This window comes from Aeromonas sp. (genome assembly GCF_051657805.1).
Classification (GTDB): Bacteria; Pseudomonadota; Gammaproteobacteria; order Enterobacterales; family Aeromonadaceae; genus Aeromonas.
On sequence record NZ_JBOFLJ010000010.1, the window covers coordinates 175782 to 195283 of the forward strand.

Annotated in this window: 14 protein-coding genes; 2 read left to right on the forward strand and 12 right to left on the reverse strand. The window is 62.3% G+C overall.

Features of this window, described 5'->3' with window-relative positions; translation table 11 throughout:
• Positions 1-56: 56 nt before the first annotated feature.
• The 11 genes from ACRCYW_RS03510 to ACRCYW_RS03560 all read right to left on the reverse strand — a co-directional run bounded on the left by ACRCYW_RS03510 (position 57) and on the right by ACRCYW_RS03560 (position 17490).
• Positions 57-1592 carry a toxin gene (locus ACRCYW_RS03510; RefSeq protein ID WP_438548784.1) on the reverse strand — a complete coding sequence of 512 codons (1536 nt, stop codon included), beginning with the start codon at positions 1590-1592 and terminating at the stop codon, positions 57-59.
• Positions 1593-1996: 404 nt separating this feature from the next.
• Positions 1997-2344 carry a copper-binding protein gene (locus tag ACRCYW_RS03515; protein WP_438548785.1) on the reverse strand — a complete coding sequence of 116 codons (348 nt, stop codon included), beginning with the start codon at positions 2342-2344 and terminating at the stop codon, positions 1997-1999.
• Between the two features lie 46 nt (positions 2345-2390).
• Entirely contained in the window at positions 2391-5513 is a 3123-nt protein-coding gene (locus ACRCYW_RS03520; protein WP_438548786.1) for an efflux RND transporter permease subunit, read from the reverse strand.
• Between the two features lie 76 nt (positions 5514-5589).
• Positions 5590-7101, reverse strand: coding sequence for an efflux RND transporter periplasmic adaptor subunit (locus ACRCYW_RS03525; protein ID WP_438548787.1), 1512 nt, complete (start codon positions 7099-7101; stop codon positions 5590-5592).
• A gap of 301 nt (positions 7102-7402) precedes the next feature.
• Positions 7403-7834: a hypothetical protein gene (locus tag ACRCYW_RS03530; RefSeq protein WP_438548788.1), complete on the reverse strand. Its 432-nt coding sequence runs from the start codon at positions 7832-7834 to the stop codon at positions 7403-7405.
• A gap of 188 nt (positions 7835-8022) precedes the next feature.
• Positions 8023-11151 carry an efflux RND transporter permease subunit gene (locus ACRCYW_RS03535; protein ID WP_438548789.1) on the reverse strand — a complete coding sequence of 1043 codons (3129 nt, stop codon included), beginning with the start codon at positions 11149-11151 and terminating at the stop codon, positions 8023-8025.
• A 9-nt stretch (positions 11152-11160) separates the two neighbouring features.
• Entirely contained in the window at positions 11161-12300 is a 1140-nt protein-coding gene (locus ACRCYW_RS03540) for an efflux RND transporter periplasmic adaptor subunit (RefSeq protein WP_438548790.1), read from the reverse strand.
• A gap of 372 nt (positions 12301-12672) precedes the next feature.
• Positions 12673-13479, reverse strand: coding sequence for an exodeoxyribonuclease III (gene xthA / locus ACRCYW_RS03545; protein ID WP_438548791.1), 807 nt, complete (start codon positions 13477-13479; stop codon positions 12673-12675).
• A gap of 104 nt (positions 13480-13583) precedes the next feature.
• Positions 13584-14546 (reverse strand): ion channel, encoded by a 963-nt coding sequence (locus ACRCYW_RS03550; protein ID WP_438548792.1) that lies wholly within the window; start codon positions 14544-14546, stop codon positions 13584-13586.
• Positions 14547-14603: 57 nt separating this feature from the next.
• Positions 14604-16244: a response regulator gene (locus ACRCYW_RS03555; protein WP_438548793.1), complete on the reverse strand. Its 1641-nt coding sequence runs from the start codon at positions 16242-16244 to the stop codon at positions 14604-14606.
• Positions 16245-16416: 172 nt separating this feature from the next.
• Complete coding sequence (locus ACRCYW_RS03560; RefSeq protein WP_438548794.1) at positions 16417-17490, reverse strand: FAD:protein FMN transferase; 1074 nt, start codon at positions 17488-17490, stop codon at positions 16417-16419.
• A 309-nt stretch (positions 17491-17799) separates the two neighbouring features.
• On the opposite strand from ACRCYW_RS03560, the gene azu reads away from it, so the two are divergent.
• Both azu and ACRCYW_RS03570 read left to right on the forward strand, forming a co-directional pair.
• Positions 17800-18255 carry an azurin gene (azu, locus tag ACRCYW_RS03565; RefSeq protein ID WP_438548795.1) on the forward strand — a complete coding sequence of 152 codons (456 nt, stop codon included), beginning with the start codon at positions 17800-17802 and terminating at the stop codon, positions 18253-18255.
• Between the two features lie 187 nt (positions 18256-18442).
• The gene (locus tag ACRCYW_RS03570; protein ID WP_438548796.1) at positions 18443-18646 is read left to right on the forward strand and encodes a hypothetical protein; all 204 of its coding nucleotides are present in this window, start codon (positions 18443-18445) and stop codon (positions 18644-18646) included.
• Between the two features lie 13 nt (positions 18647-18659).
• Here the strand turns inward: ACRCYW_RS03570 and ACRCYW_RS03575 are convergent, their stop codons facing one another.
• Positions 18660-19220, reverse strand: a complete 561-nt coding sequence (locus ACRCYW_RS03575; RefSeq protein ID WP_438548797.1) for a HutD family protein — start codon at positions 19218-19220, stop codon at positions 18660-18662.
• Between the last annotated feature and the right edge of the window lie 282 nt (positions 19221-19502).

The window sequence follows — 19502 nt, forward strand, 5'->3', positions numbered from 1 at the left end:
TGCCGGCGCAAGGTGCACCGGCATGTTTCTTTCAGGTTATATTTCCGGTCTCGATATCAGGGATTGGGGACAGTGCTGGCACAGTCATAGTGCTCGCCCTTTAATCCCATGACGTCACAGGTGACGGTCAATACGTCGTTGGGACGAGCCCACTCGGGATCCCAACTACCCATGGGTTCATCATGACGCTTGTCCTTATAGAGATCCCACATGATCATGCCGGAGTGGGCATATTTGGCGGTGCGGTTGGCTATTTCATTGAGCAAGTCCTTGCTCAGTACCAAATTACCGGTGGCCGGCCTGCCGACTTCGAAGCCGACCGTGATGGGCGGAGAAATCAACAACTTCTGTGGTTGAATGGATGCGGTCGCATAATTGGGGGCCCCTTTTATCAGTGCATGCCCAGGTCGCAATGTATCGCCGGATTTCAACCAGCTGAAGAAGGAGCCATAGTAATAATCGACCTGTCCCGCCAGATCGCAGGGAATATTGGTATCCCCGCCGCAGTCTGTTTCACTCAAGTCATAGGACATGATGCCTATAGTGCTGAGCCGGTCGATCTTGTCCGGATATTGCAGGGCCGTGTTGTAGATGAGGCCATACAGGTTGCCGCCCCACCAGGCACCCCCATAGGTGTGGCTGGTCTGGGCATTGCTGCCCCAGTTGGCCGACATATTGGGGAGTCCGCCGGTGGCCGGTGCCGCCGTGCTCAGCGCAAGCCCGGGATCGATGGCATCGATGGCACTGTAGAGAGAGCCCAGGATGGCCGCAAACTTGTCGACCGTGTCCGGCATGATCCTGGGGTAGGGCTGCTGGGCGGGATCGAGTTGCATGTTGTCGTGATAGACCAGCGGCCCCTTGCCCTGGCCCATCAGCTCGGCGGTGTCGAGGTACTCCGGACTGCTGGCAGGCGTCTGCACCGAATCCGGCGTCAGGCGCCAGCTGTAGGCGTTGAGGTCCGCGTGCCAGAACTCTTCGTAGTCCAGATCGATACCCGCCACGCCGAGATCGCTGGCCAGCTGCACCACGTTTCGATAGGCCTGATCCGCGGCCTGGCCGGAGATGGGATTGTCGAAGCGGTTACGGGGGCCAGGGTTGGGGAAGGAGTCATATTTTTCCCCGGCTGGGCCACAGGCATCCACCTTGCCCGCGGTGACGTCGTAGTATTCCGGGATGCAGCTGAAGTTCCATCCCCCGACGGCGATATAGGTCTCCACCCCGTGCAGCTTGAAGGTGTTGATGATCTCCTTGAGCTGGGAAAAGTCGGCGGTGGATTTATTGTCTCTTGGTTCTTTATTGACGGTGGCCGTGTCACAGACATAGCCGAATAACCCGGTGCAGGCGAGATCATTTTGCGTGTAATTGACCAGACTGGGCTGGACGAACGACAACACCAATTTATTGAAGTTGCTCTTCTGACTGGCGACCTGCTGACTCAAGGCTTCCAGATTATCCAACGAGGCATAATAGGCGGGAGTATTGGCGGGAGCATCCGGCCCACTCAAATAGTAGGCGGTGATCTCCGGGGATTGTGCCATCGCATTGCCGGCAGCCAGTGCGGTGAATATACTGAACAGAATGTGCTTTTTCATATAATATCCTTATTGTTCTCTACAAGAGCGCAGTAGAGCCGAAAGCAATATCCTTGCTCTCATACAGGGTTATATTGAATGGAATTATCGGCTGTTTGGTTTATTGGCTTGGTATGACTCCTATCATGAATGGGAGTCTCGATAGTAAGGGGAGATGCGTATTTTTTGCTGAATGCCAACTGAATGGTTGTTAATATGTTGTTATTTTTATCTTAATCAATATGACGCTGTTGCTCTAAATACGAGACATAGCAAGCAGGATGATATTCGCAATATCGTGTGCACTTCGTGTCGAGTAATATCCGGGATGTTTAAGGATAGTCGGCTGACATGGGGCGGTAGCCAAGCTCAATAAAAGGGATGGGGGAGGAGAATCTCCCCCATCCCTGTTGATCCCGGCCCCGTTACTGTTTCTGCAACATGGTTACCGTCAGCTTGCCCGCCGGATTGGCTGCGTGGAAGCTCACCGCATCCCCGGCCTCGAATCCCTCCAGCAGGGCGGGGTCCGCCACCAGGAAGGTCATGGTCATGGGGGGCATCTTGAGATTGCTGATGGCCTCGTGCTTGATCCCCACCTTGCCGTTGGCGGCATCGATGCGGGTGATAACCCCCCGGGTCATGGCCGTGTCACCCATCTCCATCCCTTCCATCTGGGACATGTCGTGCCCCTCGTGGCTCATGGTCATCTCGGCCCGGGCCTGAAGGGAGGCGAAGCCGAGCAGCAGGGTCAGGGTCAACGTCTTGAAGTTCATGGTGTTTTCCTTACATGTCTGATTCATGGTGGGTTGTGTATTCGAGTCATTCGGATTGTTCATGAGCGGGCAGGCTGCGTTTTCGCCACAGATAGAAGGCCGCCGGCAGCACCAGCAGGGTCAGCACCAGTGCGGTCACCATGCCGCCTATCATGGGAGCGGCGATGCGCTGCATCACCTCGGAGCCGGTGCCGTGGCTCCACATGATGGGCAGCAGGCCGGCGATGATGGTCACTACCGTCATCATCTTGGGACGCAGGCGCAGGGCGGCGCCCTGGATGACGGCGTCGTGCAAGCCTTGCAGCGTGGGTTTGCCGCGGGCGACGAGATCGTCCCAGGCGTGGTTGAGGTAGACCAGCATCAGGACGCCTGTCTCCACCGCGACCCCGGCCAGGGCGATAAAGCCGACGCCTACGGCGACCGAGAGGTTGAAATCTAGCAGCCAGACGGTCCAGATCCCGCCCACTACTGCGAGCGGCAGGGTGGTGAGGATGAGCAACACCTCCTGGAAGCGGCGAAACGCGAGATAGAGCAGCAGCACTATGATGGCGAGCGTCAGAGGCACCACGTAGGCGAGGCGCGCCTTGGCCCGCTCCATGTATTCGTACTGTCCGGACCAGGTGAGGGCGTAGCCCGCCGGCAGCACCAGCTGCTTGTCCACCTCGGCCCTGGCCTCACCCACGAAGGAGCCGATGTCCCTGTCCCGGATATCCACGTAGACCCAGCCATTGAGGCGGGCGTTCTCGCTCCTCAGCATGGGAGCCTCGTCGCTGATGTAGACCCGGGCCACGTCTGCCAGGGCGATGCGCTCCCCCTTGGGGGTCACCAGGGGCAGGAGTTCCAGGCTCGCCACCGAGTCGCGATAGCTCTGGGGGTAGCGCAGGTTGATGGGATAGCGCTCGCGCCCCTCTATGGTCTGGCCCACGTCCATGCCGCCCACCGCGGTGGCGAGCACTGCCTGGACATCGGCGATGTTGAGGCCGTAGCGCGCCGCCTTCAGCCGATCGATATTCACCTTGACGTAGCGACCGCCGGCCACCCGTTCGGCGTAGACGGAGGAGGCCCCCTCCACCTTGCCGACGATCTGCTCCAGCTGTTGGCCTATCTCCTGAATGACCTTGAGATCGGGGCCCGCTATCTTGATGCCCACCGGGGTCTTGATGCCGGTGGCCAGCATGTCGATGCGGGTCTTGATGGGGGGAACCCAGGCGTTGGTGAGACCGGGGAAGCGGATGAGGGAGTCGAGCTCCTCTTTCAGCTTCTCCGGGGTCATGCCGGGGCGCCACTGATCCCGCGGTCTGAGCTGTATGCTGGTCTCCATCATCACGAGATCGGCGGGATCGGTGGCGGAGTCGGCACGGCCTGCCTTGCCGAACACGTTCTGCACCTCGGGCACGGTACGAATGAGCTTGTCGGTCTGCTGCAGGATCTCCCGCGCCTTGCCCACCGAGATGTTCGCCGCCGTGGTGGGCATGTACATGATGTCCCCCTCATCGAACGGCGGTATGAACTCGGAGCCCAGATGCTTGAGGGGCCAGAAGCCCACGACAGTCACCACCAGAGCCGCGACGAGCGTGGTCCTAGGGCGTGCCAGCACGGCGTTGAGCAGCGGAATATAGCCGTTGCTCAGGCCCCGGTTGAGGGGGTTGGCCTGCTCGGGCAAGACCCTGCCACGGATGAAGTAGCCCATGATGACGGGCACGAGCGTGATGGAGAGCCCGGCGGCGGCCGCCATGGCGTAGGTCTTGGTGTAGGCCAGCGGGTGGAACATGCGCCCCTCCTGCGCCTCCAGGGCGAACACCGGCAGGAAGCTCATGGTGATGATGAGCAGGGAGAAGAAGATGGCGGGGCCCACCTCGATGCTCGCCTCGACGATCACTTGCCAGCGGTTCTTGTCGGTGAGGGCCTCCCGCTCCATATGCTTGTGGACGTTCTCTATCATCACGATGGCGCCATCCACCATGGCGCCGATGGCGATGGCGATGCCGCCAAGGGACATGATGTTGGCGTTGATCCCCTGCAGGTGCATGACGATGAAGGCGACCAGGATGGCGATGGGCAGGGAGATGACCACCACCAGGGATGAGCGCAGGTGGAACAGGAAGGCGAGACAGACCAGCACCACCACGGCGAACTCCTCGATGAGCTTGCCGGAGAGGTTGTCGATGGCGCGCTGGATAAGATCCGAGCGGTCATAGACGGTGACCACTTCCACCCCGTCCGGCAGGCTGGATTTCAGCTCCGCGAGCCGGGCCTTGACCCCGTCTATGGTGTGCTGGGCGTTCTCGCCGTAGCGCATGACGATGATGCCGCCCACGACTTCCCCCTCACCGTTAAGCTCGGCGATACCGCGCCGACTCTGGGGGCCGGTGACCACGTCCGCCACGTCCCCCAGCAGCAGGGGGGCGCCCCGCACATTGGTGCCGAGCGGGATCCGCTTGAGGTCCTCGACGCTCTTGAGGTAACCGTTGGAGCGCACCATGTACTCCGCTTCCGCCATCTCGATGACGGAGGCGCCCGTCTCCTGGTTGCCCATTTCGATGGCGGTCTGGATGAGGGAGAGCGGAATGCCGTAGGCGCGCAGCTTGTCCGGATCCACCCGCACCTGGTACTGGCGCACCATGCCGCCGACGGTGGCGACCTCGGAGACTCCGTTCACCGTCTGCAGCTCGTATTTCAAAAACCAGTTCTGCAGGGAGGTGAGCTCGCTCAAGTCGTGCTTGCCGGTTCTGTCCACCAGGGCGTACTGATAGACCCAACCCACCCCGGTGGCATCCGGGCCGAGCTGAGGACGGGCGGAGGCGGGCAGGCTAGGGGCCACCTGACTCAGATACTCCAGCACCCGGGCCCGGGCCCAGTAGAGATCCGTGCTGTCGTCAAACAGCACATAGACGAAGGAGTCGCCGAAGAAGGAGTAGCCGCGCACAGTCGTGGCCCCCGGCACCGCCAGCATGGCGGTGGTGAGGGGATAGGTGACCTGATCCTCCACCACCTGGGGCGCCTGGCCCGGGTAGGAGGTCTTGATGATCACCTGGACGTCGGAGAGATCCGGCAGGGCGTCCACCGGGGTCTGTTTGACCGACCAGAGCCCCCAGGCGGTGAGCATCAGGGTCAGCAGCAGCACCAGGAAGCGGTTGCCGACGGACCAGCGAATAATCGACGGGATCATGGCTTGGCTCCTCTCGCTTGGCGCTGCGTCAGAGGCGGGATGCGGTTATTGATGAAGCGACAAAGGATGGCAGGGATCATGATTTATCCCCCATGTCGTGCTGGCTGTGATCCATGCCTTCCATACCCTTCATGTCATCTTTGGCAGGGGGGGCCTTGCTGGCCGGGGCATCCTCGACATGGATATTGACGATCCTGTACTCATCCCCCTCCTGCTCCACTTGCAGGTGCAGGGCCTGGCCCTGTTTCAACTGGCTGATGTCGACGCCATCGGCCACGGTGAAGTCCATCTCCATGGCGGGCCACTGCCACTCCGGGATCGGCTGGTGGCTGACGCTTAAGGTCCGACTCTCCATATCCAATGTCTGGATCTCCCCCTGGGTCCACACCTGCTGGGGTCGTACTGCCGTCATGCGCTGGAAGTCAGAGGTGATGCTGGATTCAGAGTCGAGCAAGAATTGCGCCGAGCTGACTATCTCGTCACCGGGTTCGACCCCGCTCTGGATGGCCACCTTGTCGCCAAACTGGGGGCCGAGCGTCACCGCCACCGACTTGAAGCCGCCATCCTCCAGGGCCAGTACCAGCCTGTCCTGGCTGCCGGTGCGGATCACTGCTTCGCTCGGGACCAGAGTCCGGGGGGCGCCGCTGCCGCTCTGGATGCTTATCTTGGCGAACATGTTGGGTTTGAGGAACTCATCCGGGTTGTCAAAACGCAGCCGTACCTTGAGGGTGCGGGTCACCGCATCCAGGGTGGGGTAGAGGTAGTCCACCTTGCCCTGCCACTGGCGGCCGGGGGCATAATCCAGGGTCATGGTGACGGGGTCGCCGACTTTCAGCTCCGACGCCTGGCGCTCGAACACCTCGGCGCTCACCCACACCTGCTTGAGGGTGCTGATGTTGAACAGGGGGGCGGCGGGTTCCACGTACTGGCCCTCGCGTACCTTCAGCTCGGACACATAGCCACTGCTCGGGGCATAGATGCGGATGGTCTCCTGCACCTGACGGCTGCGCTTGAGGGCGGCAATCTGATCCGCCGGCACCTGCAGGGATTTCAGCTTGCCCTCGGCGGCGCGCAGCAGCAGGGGATTGCTGGTGTTGAGTGCCAGCAGGTATTCGTGCTGTGCGTTCACCAGATCCGGGGCGTAGAGGTCGTAGATGAAGCTGCCCTTGGCCACCTTCTGCCCCTCGTTCTTGATGGCGAGGTGGCGGATCCAGCCCGCCATGCGGGCGTTGATGGCCTCCAGCCGCTCCTCGTCATAGCCCACGTAACCCACCGTCTCGATCTGCTGGTGGATGGGGAGCTTCTCCACCTTGGCAAGCCGTACCCCCAGGTTTTGCTGGATCTCTGGGCTGATGGTGACGGTACCCGGTGAGCCGTTTTTCTGCTCCTCGTAGACGGGGATAAAGTCCATCCCCATGTTGTCCTTGGCGGGTCCGTCACGCTTGTCGCGGGGATCCATGGGGTTGACCCAGTAAAGGGGTGTCTTCTCTTTGGCACCGGCACCATCACCGGTCTGTTTGGCGGCCCAGTAGCCGCCGCCGGCTCCGAGGGCGAGCAGCAGGGCGGAGAGGATCAGAGACTTGTTCATAAGAGGCCTCCTGCATGAGTCGGACAGGTGGGCCGGGCGCGCAGGGGCGCAAACATCTTGGCTGATGGCATGGTACATCTTCTCTTCTAACGAGCCGCCAGGCCGGGTCGGGATCCCCTGATTCGGTGCAGACGCTTCTGTGCAGAAGGCGCGGCACGGGCTGACCTTGAAAGGCCGCCGGAAGCGGGATCTTGACTAGCAGGCTTGGTCGGCAAACAGGGCGCCAGCGACGGAAATGACTGGCACGAGTTGCTGTTGGCGATGGGCATGCCATCGCGCGGGCTAGCGGGAGAAGAGGTTTCTAATGGCGCAGCACAGAGAGCATCAGATGCCGTCTGGGCCAGGAGGGGGGATGGGCGCCGCGCAGGCGCAGCAAGGGGTCACGCAGCCACTGATCCAGCAGACCTATGCCCAGTCGGGGCATCAGCAGCAGGGGCAGGGCAAACAGGGTGAGCAGGACCGCCAGCAGGGGGATGCCACCGGTGAGGCCGCCATGCATCTGGCAGTCATCCTGGCTCTGGGCGCTGGCCTGGCCGTCGTGGCAGGGGAGGCTCTGCATGGCCGGGGAGGGGCCGGTGTTGTCACTCATGAGCATCATGGCATCCGAAGATTGGGCGGCGCCTTCGTCGACCGCGGCGCTGTGCCAGCTGATGCACAGGGTCAGATTGCAGATGAGCACCAGCGCCAGCAACAGCCGGGCGATGAGCTCTGTGGGCAATCTGGATGACAACATGGGCAGTTTCCCAATGACGGATGTGGCGAATGTAAACCTTACCGAAAGGTGAAGGTCAAGGTGTGGCAACTGTGGGCCGCGCAATTTGTGAGGGCAGACAGGGACTTGGGGCTAAAAGGGAAAAGGTGGCTGGCCGCCGGGCAGGGGGCGGACAAGCAAGCCCCCGCCTGGGCGGGGGCTTGTCACTCTCAGTGTGTCTCCTTGGGTGCCTTGGCGTCTTTTCGCTCCGATCGCTTCATGATGAGGCGGAAGAAGAGCGGAATGAAGAAGATGGCGATGAAGGTGGCCGCCAGCATGCCGCCGATCACGGGCCAGCCGAGGGCGTGACGGCTGGCGGCGCCGGCGCCGCTCGACGTCACCAGGGGCACGCAGCCGAGGATGAAGGCGAGCGAGGTCATGATGATGGGACGAAAACGCAGTCGCGCCGCCTCCAGCGCCGACTCGATGAGGTTCATCCCCTCCTCGTGCTTCATCACCGCGAACTCCACGATCAGGATGGCGTTCTTGGCGGCGAGCCCCACCAGGGTCACCAGGCCTATCTGGAAGTAGACGTTGTTGGTGAGCCCCACCAGCCAGGTGGCGAGCAGGGCGCCGAACAGGGCGAAGGGCACGGCTGTGATCACCGCAAAGGGCAGGCTCCAGCGCTCGTACTGGGCCGCCAGTATGAGGAAGATCATGACGATGCCAAAGCCGAAGGCTGTGCCGGCGCTGCCGGCAGCCGCCTTCTCCTGATAGGCGGAGCCGGTCCACTCCAGCTTGGCGTCGTTGCCGAGGGTCTCGCCCGCTACGGCCTCCAGGGCGGCGATGGCCTGGCCCGAGCTGTAACCCGGCGCCGGCTGGGCCATGATCTTGGCCGCCTGGAAGATGTTGAAGCGCTCAACCAGCTCGGGGCCCGTGCTGTCGCGCACCGTCACCAGGCTGCTGAGCGGGATCATCTCGCCGGTATTGGAGCGCACATAGACGTTGCTGATGTCGCTCCGTTTGGCGCGGTAGTCCGCCTCGGACTGCAGCTGAACCCGGTAGGTGCGGCCGAACTGGTTGAAGTCGTTGACATAGACCTGGCCGAAGGTGGCCTGCATGGTGTCAAACACCGCGTTGATGGGCAGCCCCAACGCCTTGGCCTTCTCGCGATCCAGATCCAGATAGACCTGGGGCACGTTGGCGCGGTAGGTGCTGGTGACGCTGGCAAACTCGGGGCGCTGCTTGGCCGCCTCGAGGAAGCGCTGCACCTCGGCGGAGAAGGCCTGGGTATCGCCGTTGCCGCGGTTTTGCAGGTAGGCCTCCAGCCCGCCCGTGGTGGACATGCCGGTGATGGGAGGCGGGTTGAAGGAGGCGACGAAGCCATCCGCCAGCCCCATCAGGCTCAGCCCCTGGAAGGTCTTGGCCAGGGAGAAGGAGTCCTGCCCCTCGTTCTGGCGCTCGCTCCAGTCCTTGAGGGTGATGAAGCTGATGCCGCTGTTGCTGATGACGGCGTTGGAGAGGATGTCGAAGCCCGAGAAGGTGATGACGTCCTTCACGTTGGGGTTCGCCATCACCATCTGGTCGAAGTCGTTCGCCACCGCCTGGGTGCGAGTGAGGGCGGCCGCATCCGGCAGCATGACGGCGGAGAGCAGGTAGCCCTGATCTTCGTTCGGCACCAGTTCTCCCGGCACCCGGGTGAAGAGGCCATAGATGGCGACCAGGATGAGTGCAATCAGGGTGAAGGCGACCCCGACCCGGCGGTTGAGGAAGGCGACCCCGCGCACGTAGCGACGGGTCAGGCCGTCGAAGGCATGGTTGAACCAGACGAAGAAGCGGGCCGGTTTGTGATGACCTTCTTTGAGCAAGACGGCGCACAGGGCCGGTGACAGGGTGAGGGCCACCAGCCCCGAGATGGCGACCGAGACCGCGATCGTGATGGCGAACTGCTTGTACATGACCCCCGTCATGCCACCCATGAAGGCGACCGGCAGGAAGACGGCGCACAGCACCAGCACGATGGCGACCACGGGGCCGGAGACCTCTTGCATGGCGAGGATGGCGGCCTCCTTGGGCGAGCACTTCTTCTCCTGCATGATCCGCTCGACGTTTTCGAGCACGACGATGGCGTCATCCACGACGATACCGATGGCGAGCACCATGCCAAACAGGGTCAGCAGGTTGATAGAGAAGCCCAGCATCAGCATGCCGGCGAAGGTGCCGATGAGGGAGACCGGCACGGCGATGCAGGGGATCAGGGTGGCCCGGAAGTTCTGCAGGAACAGGTAGACCACCACGAACACCAGCACGATCGCCTCGAACAGGGTGTGCACCACCTCCTCGATGGAGATCTTCACGAACTCGGTGGTGTCGTAGGGGATCTGGTACTCGATGTCCTGGGGGAAGCGCTCCTTGAGCCGAGCCATGGTGGCGTGCACCTGATCCGCGACCGCGACGGCGTTGGCCCCCGGCTGCAGGTAGGTGGCGATGCCTATGGTGGGCTTGCCGTTGGCCTTGGCCAGCAGATCGTAATCCTTGCCGCCGATCTCGACCCTGGCCACGTCCTTGACCCGGATCTTGGCGCCATCCGGCATGGCGCGGATGATGATGTTCTGGAACTCGTTCACATCCTCGAGCCGCCCCTTGGTCTGCACCGTGTAGGTGAAGTCGACGGGGGCCGTGGTGGGCTGGGCGCCTATCTTGCCCGCCGCGAACTGGGTGTTTTGCTCGCGGATGGCGTTGATCACATCGCTCGGGGTGAGCTGCAGCTGGGCCAACCGGTCCGGCCGTAGCCAGATGCGCATGGCGTAGTCGGTGCCGCCGAACAGGGTGGTATCACCGACGCCCGGGATGCGCTTGAGCTCATCGATGATGTTGAGCAGGGCGTAGTTCGACAGGTAGGTGGTGTCGAAGGTACCGCCCGGGGATTGCAGGGTCACCACCTGCAGGATCGAGGTGGACTTCTTCTTGACCGTCACCCCCTGCTTTTTCACCTCTTCCGGCAGCTGGGCCATGGCCGCGCTGACCCGGTTGTTGACGTTGATGGTGGCCTGATCCGGATCCGTCCCTATCTTGAAGTAGATGTTGAGGTTCATCTGCCCGTTGGAGGCGGAGCCGGACTGCATGTAGAGCATGTTCTCGACGCCGTTGATCTGCTGCTCGAGGGGCGCGGCGACCGTCTGGGAGATGACCTCGGGGGTGGCACCCGGATAGAAGGTGGTCACCGACACCACGGGGGGCGTTATCTGCGGGTACTGCTCAATGGGAAGGGAGCGCATGGCCGCGAGCCCCGCCAGCACGATGATGATGGAGATGACGCTGGCGAAGATGGGGCGCTCGATGAAGAACTTGGAAAACATGGGCGCTCCTTACTTGCCGGCGGCTGGCTGGGCCAGCTTGGCCTGGATCGCCTTCATCTCGGCGGCAGAGACCGGCTTGACCACGGTGCCGGGACGGGCCTTCATCAGCCCTTCGACGATGTAGCGATCACCGGGGGCGAGACCGCTGTCGATCAGCACGCCGCTTTCCACGCTCTGGCCGAGTTTGACCGGCCGCGGCACCACCTTGTTGTCCTTGTCCACCACCATCACCATGCGATCGGCCTGGGACTGAATGACGGCCCTTGGCGGCACTAGGATGGCATCCTTACGTAGACCGAGATCTATGGCCATGCGCACGAACTGGCCTGGCAGCAGCTTGCCCTCCTTGTTGTCGAAGATGGCGCGGGCTCGGATGGTGCCGGTCTGGGGATCGACCCGGCTGTCGGAGAAGTTCAGCTTGCCCGCCTGGGGATAGAGGGATCCGTCCGCGAGGCGGATATGGGTGCGCCAGTTGTCGGCGCTGAAGGCCTGCAACTTGCCGCTCTTCACCGAGTTCTCGAAGTTCAGGCGATCCTGCTCCGAGTAGGAGAAGTTCACGTAGAGGGGATCGAACTGGGTGATGGTGGTGAGCAGGCCGCTGTCACCGCTGGTGGCGATGAGGCTGCCCTCTGACTGGGAGCTCTTGCTCGCCATGCCGCTGATGGGGGCGGTGACCTGGGTGTAGCTGAGGTTGAGCTCGGCCTCCTTCACCTTGGCCTGGGCGGCCTGGTGGCTGGCCACGGCCGCCTCGTAGTTGGCGATGGTGGTGTCATAGTCCTGCCGGCTTACCACCTGGCGCTTGTAGAGCGGGATGATGCGTTCGCGATCCGCCCGCGCCTTGTTCAGGCGGGCCAGCTCCTGGGCCAGGGTGCCCTTGGCCTGCTCCAGCGCCACCTTGTAGGGCTCGGGATCGATGAGGAACAGGGCCTGGCCGGCGGTGACCGGCTGGCCCTCGATATAGGTGCGCTGCAGCAGTATGCCGCTCACCCGGGAACGCACGTCAATCTCGCGGAAACCTGCGGTCTCGCCGACCATCTCTGTGGTGAGCGGCACATCGGTCAGCTTGGCCTCGGCCACCACCACGGGCACCGGGGGCAGGGTCTGGGCGCTGTCCCCTGCCTTGTCGCCACAGCCTGCCAGTGCGCCCATCAGCGCCAGGGTGATGCCGGTGCGTGCGAATAACCATCCTTTTGTGAGGGAATATGACCCTGTTTGCGGTCTGCCGGCATGATCAATCTGCCGTTTCATGCCCTGTTTGCCTGCCAACCTTGTTAATGACATACCTGAAATTTAACCTTTTGTTATACATGCTGTTTTTAATAATAAAATGTCAAAGTTGAACTGGAGCTGTTGGCACCCTCAGATGCTGGCTTCATAAGGGGAGGAAAATGCAGGGCAGGCGGGGCAGCCATAGGGGGAGAGGCTGGGGAGGCACGGAGAGGAGCTGAAATGAGAGTGGGGACCCGGCGGTCCCCACTCTGGATGTATCTGGCGAGCAGGCCAGGGGCCTGCACCTCCCTATCAGGCGAAACAGGTCCAGATGGGGGCGTGGTCCGACGGCTTCTCGATGCCACGCAGTTCGTAGTCGATGCCGGTCTCGGTCACTTTGTCCTTGAGGGCATTGGACGCCATGATGAGGTCGATGCGCAGGCCCCGGTTCTCGTCGAAGCCCTTGGAGCGGTAGTCGAACCAGGAGAAGCGCTCGCACTCGGTGGGGTTGGCGGCGCGGAAGGTGTCGGTCAGACCGAAGCCCTTGAGGCGCTCCATCCACTCCCGCTCGACGGGCAGGAAGGAGCACTTGCCGTCTCGCAGCCAGCGCTTGCGGTTCGCCTCGCCGATGCCGATGTCCAGATCCGTGGGGGAGATGTTCATATCCCCGATCAGCGCTATCTGATCGTCCGGGCTGTGGTGAGTCTCGAGGTAGTGCTGCAAGTCCTCGTAGAACTTCTGCTTGGCCGGGAACTTGGTCTCGTGATCCTGGCTCTCCCCCTGGGGGAAGTAGCCGTTCATCACCTTGATGATGGAACCATCTTCCCGCTTGAAGCTGGCCATGATCATGCGGCGCTGGGCATCCTCTTCGTCGGTGGGGAAGCCCTTCTGCACCTCGATGGGGGCCTGCTTGCTCATGATGGCGACCCCGTAATGGCCCTTCTGGCCGTGGAACGCCACGTGATAACCCATGGCCTCCACGTCGGCCACCGGGAAGGCCTCGTCGTGAACCTTGATCTCCTGCAGGCCGATCACATCCGGTTGGTGCTTGTCGATGATGGCTTGCAACTGATGAAGACGGGCGCGCAGGCCATTGATATTGAAAGAGATGATCTTCATGTCGGGATGCTCATGTCGTTTTTATTAGTCGCTATTGAACTCGGGATCCGCTCCGGATGCAAGTTCAGGGGCGGGCCAGAGGCCAGTCCCTGAGCCGCCGCTGGTCAACGGGTCATCTTCTTGACGAACACCACCACGAACAGCGCCAGCGTGAAGCTGCCGGTGAAGGCCTCGAAGGCGGCGAATATCCGCGACAGGCCGACGGGGGTGAAGTCCCCATAGCCCAGGGTGGTGAAGGTCACCACGCTGTAGTAGAGGCATTCCAGCAGGAAGAAGGCGTTCTGCTCGAGGCTTGCCTCGGGCCGGTAGATGAGGTGATTGCCGTTGAAGCTCAGGCCGAAGAAGAAGTAGAAGACGCTGCAGATGAGGATGAGCAGCAGGGAGAAGAGCACCACCCGCATGGGGGCCTCCCCGTAGCCGCAGAAGAGATCCACTATCCAGGAGGCGAAGCGCTGATAGGAGCAAAACGGCATCTGCAGGCGGCGCATGGTGAGCTCCTGCTGGATGTAGCGCCCCGACATGGTGAAGATGCCCTGGGCCTCGGAGGCCTTGCGCAGATCCCGGTAGGTCTCCTCCGCCTCCTTGAACCAGACGCGGGCCTGGGCCGGATCCCGCTCCTTTCGCCCCTTCCTGTCCTGCATCAGCCGCTTGCCGGTGTCGAGGTTGTCGAGACGGGTGTTCTTCCAGCGGATGCCGAGCAGATTGACGTCGTGCAGTTCGGCGCAGTGCAGATTCGCCTCGCTGAGGTCGGCCTTCATCAGGCTGCCGCCGCGAACCCTGAGGCCATAGAGGTGGGCACCGCGCAGGTTCGCGCGATAGAGGTTGCACTGCTCCAGCAAGAAGCCCTGGGGGCCCTGCTTGTTCACCAGGTTGAGGTCGGCGAGTTCGGCGCGGGCCAGTTGCAACCCGTGGCAGAGACCCCCCTGACGCACATAGTTCTCCAGCGCCTGGGTGGTGCCGGGGGATTGATGATCCCCCTTGGGATCGTGCCAGCGACACAGATCCTGATCCCCCGCCTCTTCGCTGCAGTGGCGGCCATCGGCCACCAGGTATCGGCACATCCCCATGCTGTCCCCTCCCTCGCTGAACTGGTATCAGCATAGGTGAGGGGGGCCGGGGGATGCTCAGTTGAGCTGGTTATATTCCTGGCGCAGCTTGCGAAAACGCTCCTGCTGGGCGGGATTCAGGGGGATGCCCTCCAGCACCTCCAGGGTCTCCTTGCACTCGGCGCCAAACTCCGGGCTCTTGCGGTTCTTCTGCATCAGTTGCAGCAGCACCTGGATCTTGTTGAGGGCCGCCCCGGTATTGGCCGGCGTGCGGCGCAGGGCCTCGCGAAAGTGGCTGAGGGCCTGCTCCAGCTCCCCGCCCTGATAGGCCTTGATGCCCAGCTCGTTGAGCTGCTGGTAGCGCTGGCGGCGCTCCTGCACCGTCTTGTCATCCCGGGTGACCTGAATGCAGGTGGTGAGCAACCTGTCCTCATCTTCCGCCAGCAGGGCTTGCAGGCTCTCGGCGTACTCGAACTCGCCGAGCTGATAGAGCGCCAAAATGGTCTCTCCCAACAGGGCGGGGGGCATGGTCTCCGGTTGCTCCAGCCAGTTCTGGTTTGCGCGGTAGAGCATCTTCTTGCCCCTCAGCAGCTCGCCGAGGGCGATCTGCACCCTGGCCTGGCAGATCTGCTCGAACACCGGGTAGTTGAACTCCGCCATCATCAGGGAGTCGCGAATGCGGGACAGGGCCGAGTTCACCTGCTTCTGCAGGTTGGCGATGTGGTAACCGTCGTTGCTGTTGAGGGCGTAGAGGGTCAGGGTCTGGATATAGGCCCCGAGATAATGGGGCGTACGGTGGATGGAGTTGCGGGACAGGTCGATGAGGGAGAGCAGCACATCCTTGGCCTGACCGTAGTCGTGGCGCAGCAGGCACACCTCCGCCAGGCGGCGGGAGAGCTGCACCGACTGGGGGGAGATGTCCACCGCCCGGCGCAGCTCCTGCTGGGCCAGATCGCTATTGCCGAGGGCGAGCTGGGATTCCGCCAGCCAGAGGTAGGCCTCCACCATCAGGGGGGCATTTTTCAACATGGCCTGCAGGTGGCTCACCGCCTCCTCGTGCAACCCCAGGTTATGACAGGCCTTGCCCAGGGTGAGCCGGGCCCAGCTGTTCTCCTGCCCGGCCAGCAGTTGGCGCATCAGGCTGCGTGCCTCCCTGGCCTGGCCGAGCTTGAGCTGGGTATCGGCCTGCAGGCAGCGGCAGAAGTTGGCAAAACGGGGCACCAGATCCGCCTGGGTGGCGCATGCCTCGACAAGGGCAGGCAGATCGTCCTGGGTGAGGGCGGTGAAGACGCTCTCCAGGGCCTGGCGGCGAGCGAGGGCGCGTTTGAGGCGAAACGAGAACTGCTCCTGGGAGAAGGGCTTCATCAGGTATTCGTCGGGCTCGGCCTCAAGGGCGCTCAGCACCATGGCCCGGGAGCCATCGCTGCTGACCATGATCACCACGCTCTGGGGCGGGATGAGCTTCTGATCCCGCAGGCTTTCGAGCAACTGGCGGCCGTTCTCCCCGCTCCCCAGCTCATAGTCCAGCAGGTAGATGTCGAAGCTCTCTTTCTGGCAGCGGCGCCGCGCCTCCTCGGCGGAGTTGATGTAGGTGATGCGGTTGATGCCGATGTTGAGCAGCATGGCCTTCATCATCATCTGGAAGGAGCGCTGCTCGTTGACCAACAGTATGCGTCTGGGCTTGGGCTGGGCTTTCTTCTCTGGCTCGGGAGTCTGCATCTGTCTGGGTCAGGCGCTGGGATGGGATGAGGGAAGTGTGCCACCAAAGTCCGCAGACAGGCAATCCGATGGCGCAATTGCCCGTGTCATCCCTCACAAATCCGCGGGTTGGCGGCCAGATCTCGTTATCGTTCCGGGCTTGGGGGCCAGTGGCTGGCCCCGCATGTTGCACTCAGGTGGACGGCCTGGACGCCTCGGGTTGCTCCCTGGCGGGCAGATAAGGGGCAAACTCCGGGGTGAATATGGCCTCGAATCCCTGCTCTGTCTTGACGATGAGGTAGACGGCCAGATGATGCTGGCGCGCGAAGGCCATGGCCTGCTCTGGGCCCATCACCATGAGCGCCGTATCCAGGGCATCGGCCTCCAGGGTCGTCTGGGTGATGACGCTGGCGGAGACCAGCTTGTGGGTCACGGGCTCACCGGTGGCGGGATCTATGATGTGGGAGTAGCGCTGGCCGTCCAGCTCGTAGTAGTTGCGATAGCTGCCGGCGGTGCTGAGCCCCATGCCGTTTGGCGTCACCACGTCTTCGATGGCACCGGGCCGGTCGGAGGGCTCTACGATGGCCACTCGCCAGGGGTTGCCCTGACTGTTGTGCCCCTTGCTGCGCACCGCGCCCGCCACCTCGATCAGGTAGTTGTCGACCCCCTTGCGCTCCAGCAGGGCGGCTATCTCGTCGGACGCCGCCCCTTCCCCCAGAGTGGAGAGATCGAGATAGAGGTCGGGAATGGACTTGGCGAGCAGGAAGTCATCCCCTTGCCGGCTCAGGGTCAGCTTGTCGATGCCGACCCGCTCGCGGGCCTTGGCGATCTGCTCCGGGCTGGGACGTTTGATTGGACGCTTGTCCGGCCCGAAGCCCCAGAGGTTGACCAGGGGCCCCACGGTCACGTCCAGCTTGCCCTGGGTGAGGTGCCCTGCGTCTATGCCCTGCTGCACTATCCTCGCCATGGCTGCCGGAATGATCTGGGGCTCGTTGGCCGGCCCCCGGTTGAAGCGGGAGATGAGGGAGTCCGGATCATAGGTGGAGATCTCCTTGTTCATCCGCACCAGCAGGGCGTTGACCTCCTGGTCGAGGGCCGCCTTGCCGCCTGGGTAGGGGTCAGTGATGGTCACCACGAAGTAGGTGCCCATGGTATTGCCCTGAATGCGGGTCTGGGTGGGGCTCGGTTGGCAGGCGGCGAGCAGCAGCATCATGGTCAGCAGTGCGCCGCGGCGAAGGAAAGTGGGGGCCTTGAGGGAAAACGACATCGGCTACGCTCATATGCAATGAAATTCGGGCGGGCAGCTTAGCCAACCCGGTCCGGGGTGACGAGCCTCTCGCGGACTCGGGGGGAAAAATAATTAACCGATACAGGGTCTTGATCAGATAAATCTGTCTCAGGATGGCAAGAGATCAGCCTCAGACGGTGACCTGGTCCGCAGCTTTGAGCAAAAGCCATCGTCGATTGACGACAGTTAAGTAGAATGAAGATCGATTACGACAGCATCTTTGCCCATCGCCTCGGCGAGTCTGCAGGCAAGCGTGTTGCCATCCATAGCCAAACGAAGGAGAAGATGATGAAAAAGGCAATTACCCTGCTGTTTCTTGGCTCACTGGCCGCTCTGGGCATGGTTGCGCCGGCTCAGGCCGACGAGTGTGCGCTGGCGATCGAAGGCAATGACGCCATGCAGTACAACCTCAAGGAGATGAGTGTCCCGGCCACCTGCAAGGAGGTGACCATCACCTTGCACCATTCCGGCAAGATGCCGGTGACCGCTATGGGCCACAACTGGGTGCTGTCGAACACCGCCGACTATCAGGCACTCGCCACCGCGGGCATGAGCGCCGGGGCCGATCACGACTACCTGCCCAAGGACGACGCTCGCATCCTGGCGCACACCAAGCTGGTGGGGGGCGGCGAGAGCACCAGCGTCACCTTCAAAACCGAGGGGTTGGCCGGTAAAGACCTGACCTTCTTCTGCTCCTTCCCCGGTCACTTCGCCATGATGAAGGGGACCTTCAAGGTCGTCTAAGTCGCTTTGAGTTTCGATATGCCGAAGAAAGCCGGGATCTCCCGGCTTTTTTATTGCCTGCTTGCTGCACCCAAGGGGAATGGCTCGCCTGTTTCGTGATCTGGCGGAGAGTGCCCGCAACAGGGTTGGGATAACATAGGCCGCAAACGGGTCAGATTCCCATCTTCGCATCGAATGGAAAGAGAGTATGAAAGCCGTCAAATGGGTGCTCAGTGGTTGCCTCATGCTGGTGTGCGCCATCGCGCTGGCGGCGGAGCCCCCGGTCAAGAAGAGCCGCAACGGTATCTGCCATCCCAAGGGGGGTACCTACTACAGCCGCACCAAGTACTACGAGCCCTACGACAGCATGCAGGCCTGTCTCGATAGCGGGGGCCGGGCTCCCAAACGTTGAGCTTGGCTGCCGTTTAGCCGAGCGATTGCAGGGTAAAGAAGGCGATGGTGGTCTTCTTCTGACACTCGAAACGGATGCTCTCCTCCCCGCTGACGACCAGGGTCTCGTTGATGGCGACCGGCTTGCCGTCCACTTCCAGCTGGCCGCTCAGCAGGTGGCAGAGATAGGTCTTGTCCGCCTCCAGGGTGAGGCTCAAGGGGAAGGGCAGGTTGAGTACCCTCAGGTTGGCGCTGACGCGGGTCGGGTCGTAGATGAGCCCCAGATCCACCACCTCCTTTTTCAATAGCTCGCAGTGGGTCTCGTCGTCGCCGCTGAAATGGGCGGCTTCATGGGTGGCATAGGGGTGACCGTTCAGCACGAAGCCGGCGCCGCTGATGGGCAGCAGGATGCGCTGATAACCGGGGAATTTCGAGAAGGGTCCAGCGCCCTTGATGGGGGCCGAGCTGAGTCGATAGTCGAAATCGAGCCGATCCAGGCTGGCTCCCTCGGGGGCGATGAGGATCTGGGCCGTGGTGCCCTGCTTGTTCTTCCAGGGCATCTTCAACTGGTCAGACTCTTTGATCAGGCGGATCACTGTGGACCTCTGTGGGCAATGGGGGATGAGGCCAAGTGATACCATCCCGGCCGCTCCCCCACAAGGCGAGCCGCCTCTGGGCCCGTCCGGTTGGCGATTAACTGGGCAACGGGAGGGGGAAGGAGGGGCATCTCGGCGGTCGCCGCTCCTCTGATGGCTACGGGTTGTGCAATCTGTCGCCAACTCCGCGCTTGGGCCCCCACGAAACCTCGAGGCTGTGATGGGGGCGCTGTTAAAGCGGCCCGGACTCGTTACACTGGCTGCTTCGTTGTATGGAGGCAC

Coding starts and splice junctions, on each gene's coding strand:
- ACRCYW_RS03550 (WP_438548792.1), bottom strand. CDS start 14,546: ATGGGGATGTGCCGATACCTGGTGGCCGATGGCCGCCACTGCAGCGAA.
- ACRCYW_RS03560 (WP_438548794.1), bottom strand. CDS start 17,490: ATGTCGTTTTCCCTCAAGGCCCCCACTTTCCTTCGCCGCGGCGCACTG.
- ACRCYW_RS03525 (WP_438548787.1), bottom strand. CDS start 7,101: ATGAACAAGTCTCTGATCCTCTCCGCCCTGCTGCTCGCCCTCGGAGCC.
- ACRCYW_RS03570 (WP_438548796.1), top strand. CDS start 18,443: ATGAAAGCCGTCAAATGGGTGCTCAGTGGTTGCCTCATGCTGGTGTGC.
- azu (WP_438548795.1), top strand. CDS start 17,800: ATGAAAAAGGCAATTACCCTGCTGTTTCTTGGCTCACTGGCCGCTCTG.
- ACRCYW_RS03555 (WP_438548793.1), bottom strand. CDS start 16,244: ATGCAGACTCCCGAGCCAGAGAAGAAAGCCCAGCCCAAGCCCAGACGC.
- xthA (WP_438548791.1), bottom strand. CDS start 13,479: ATGAAGATCATCTCTTTCAATATCAATGGCCTGCGCGCCCGTCTTCAT.
- ACRCYW_RS03530 (WP_438548788.1), bottom strand. CDS start 7,834: ATGTTGTCATCCAGATTGCCCACAGAGCTCATCGCCCGGCTGTTGCTG.
- ACRCYW_RS03510 (WP_438548784.1), bottom strand. CDS start 1,592: ATGAAAAAGCACATTCTGTTCAGTATATTCACCGCACTGGCTGCCGGC.
- ACRCYW_RS03520 (WP_438548786.1), bottom strand. CDS start 5,513: ATGATCCCGTCGATTATTCGCTGGTCCGTCGGCAACCGCTTCCTGGTG.
- ACRCYW_RS03540 (WP_438548790.1), bottom strand. CDS start 12,300: ATGGGCGCACTGGCAGGCTGTGGCGACAAGGCAGGGGACAGCGCCCAG.
- ACRCYW_RS03515 (WP_438548785.1), bottom strand. CDS start 2,344: ATGAACTTCAAGACGTTGACCCTGACCCTGCTGCTCGGCTTCGCCTCC.
- ACRCYW_RS03535 (WP_438548789.1), bottom strand. CDS start 11,151: ATGTTTTCCAAGTTCTTCATCGAGCGCCCCATCTTCGCCAGCGTCATC.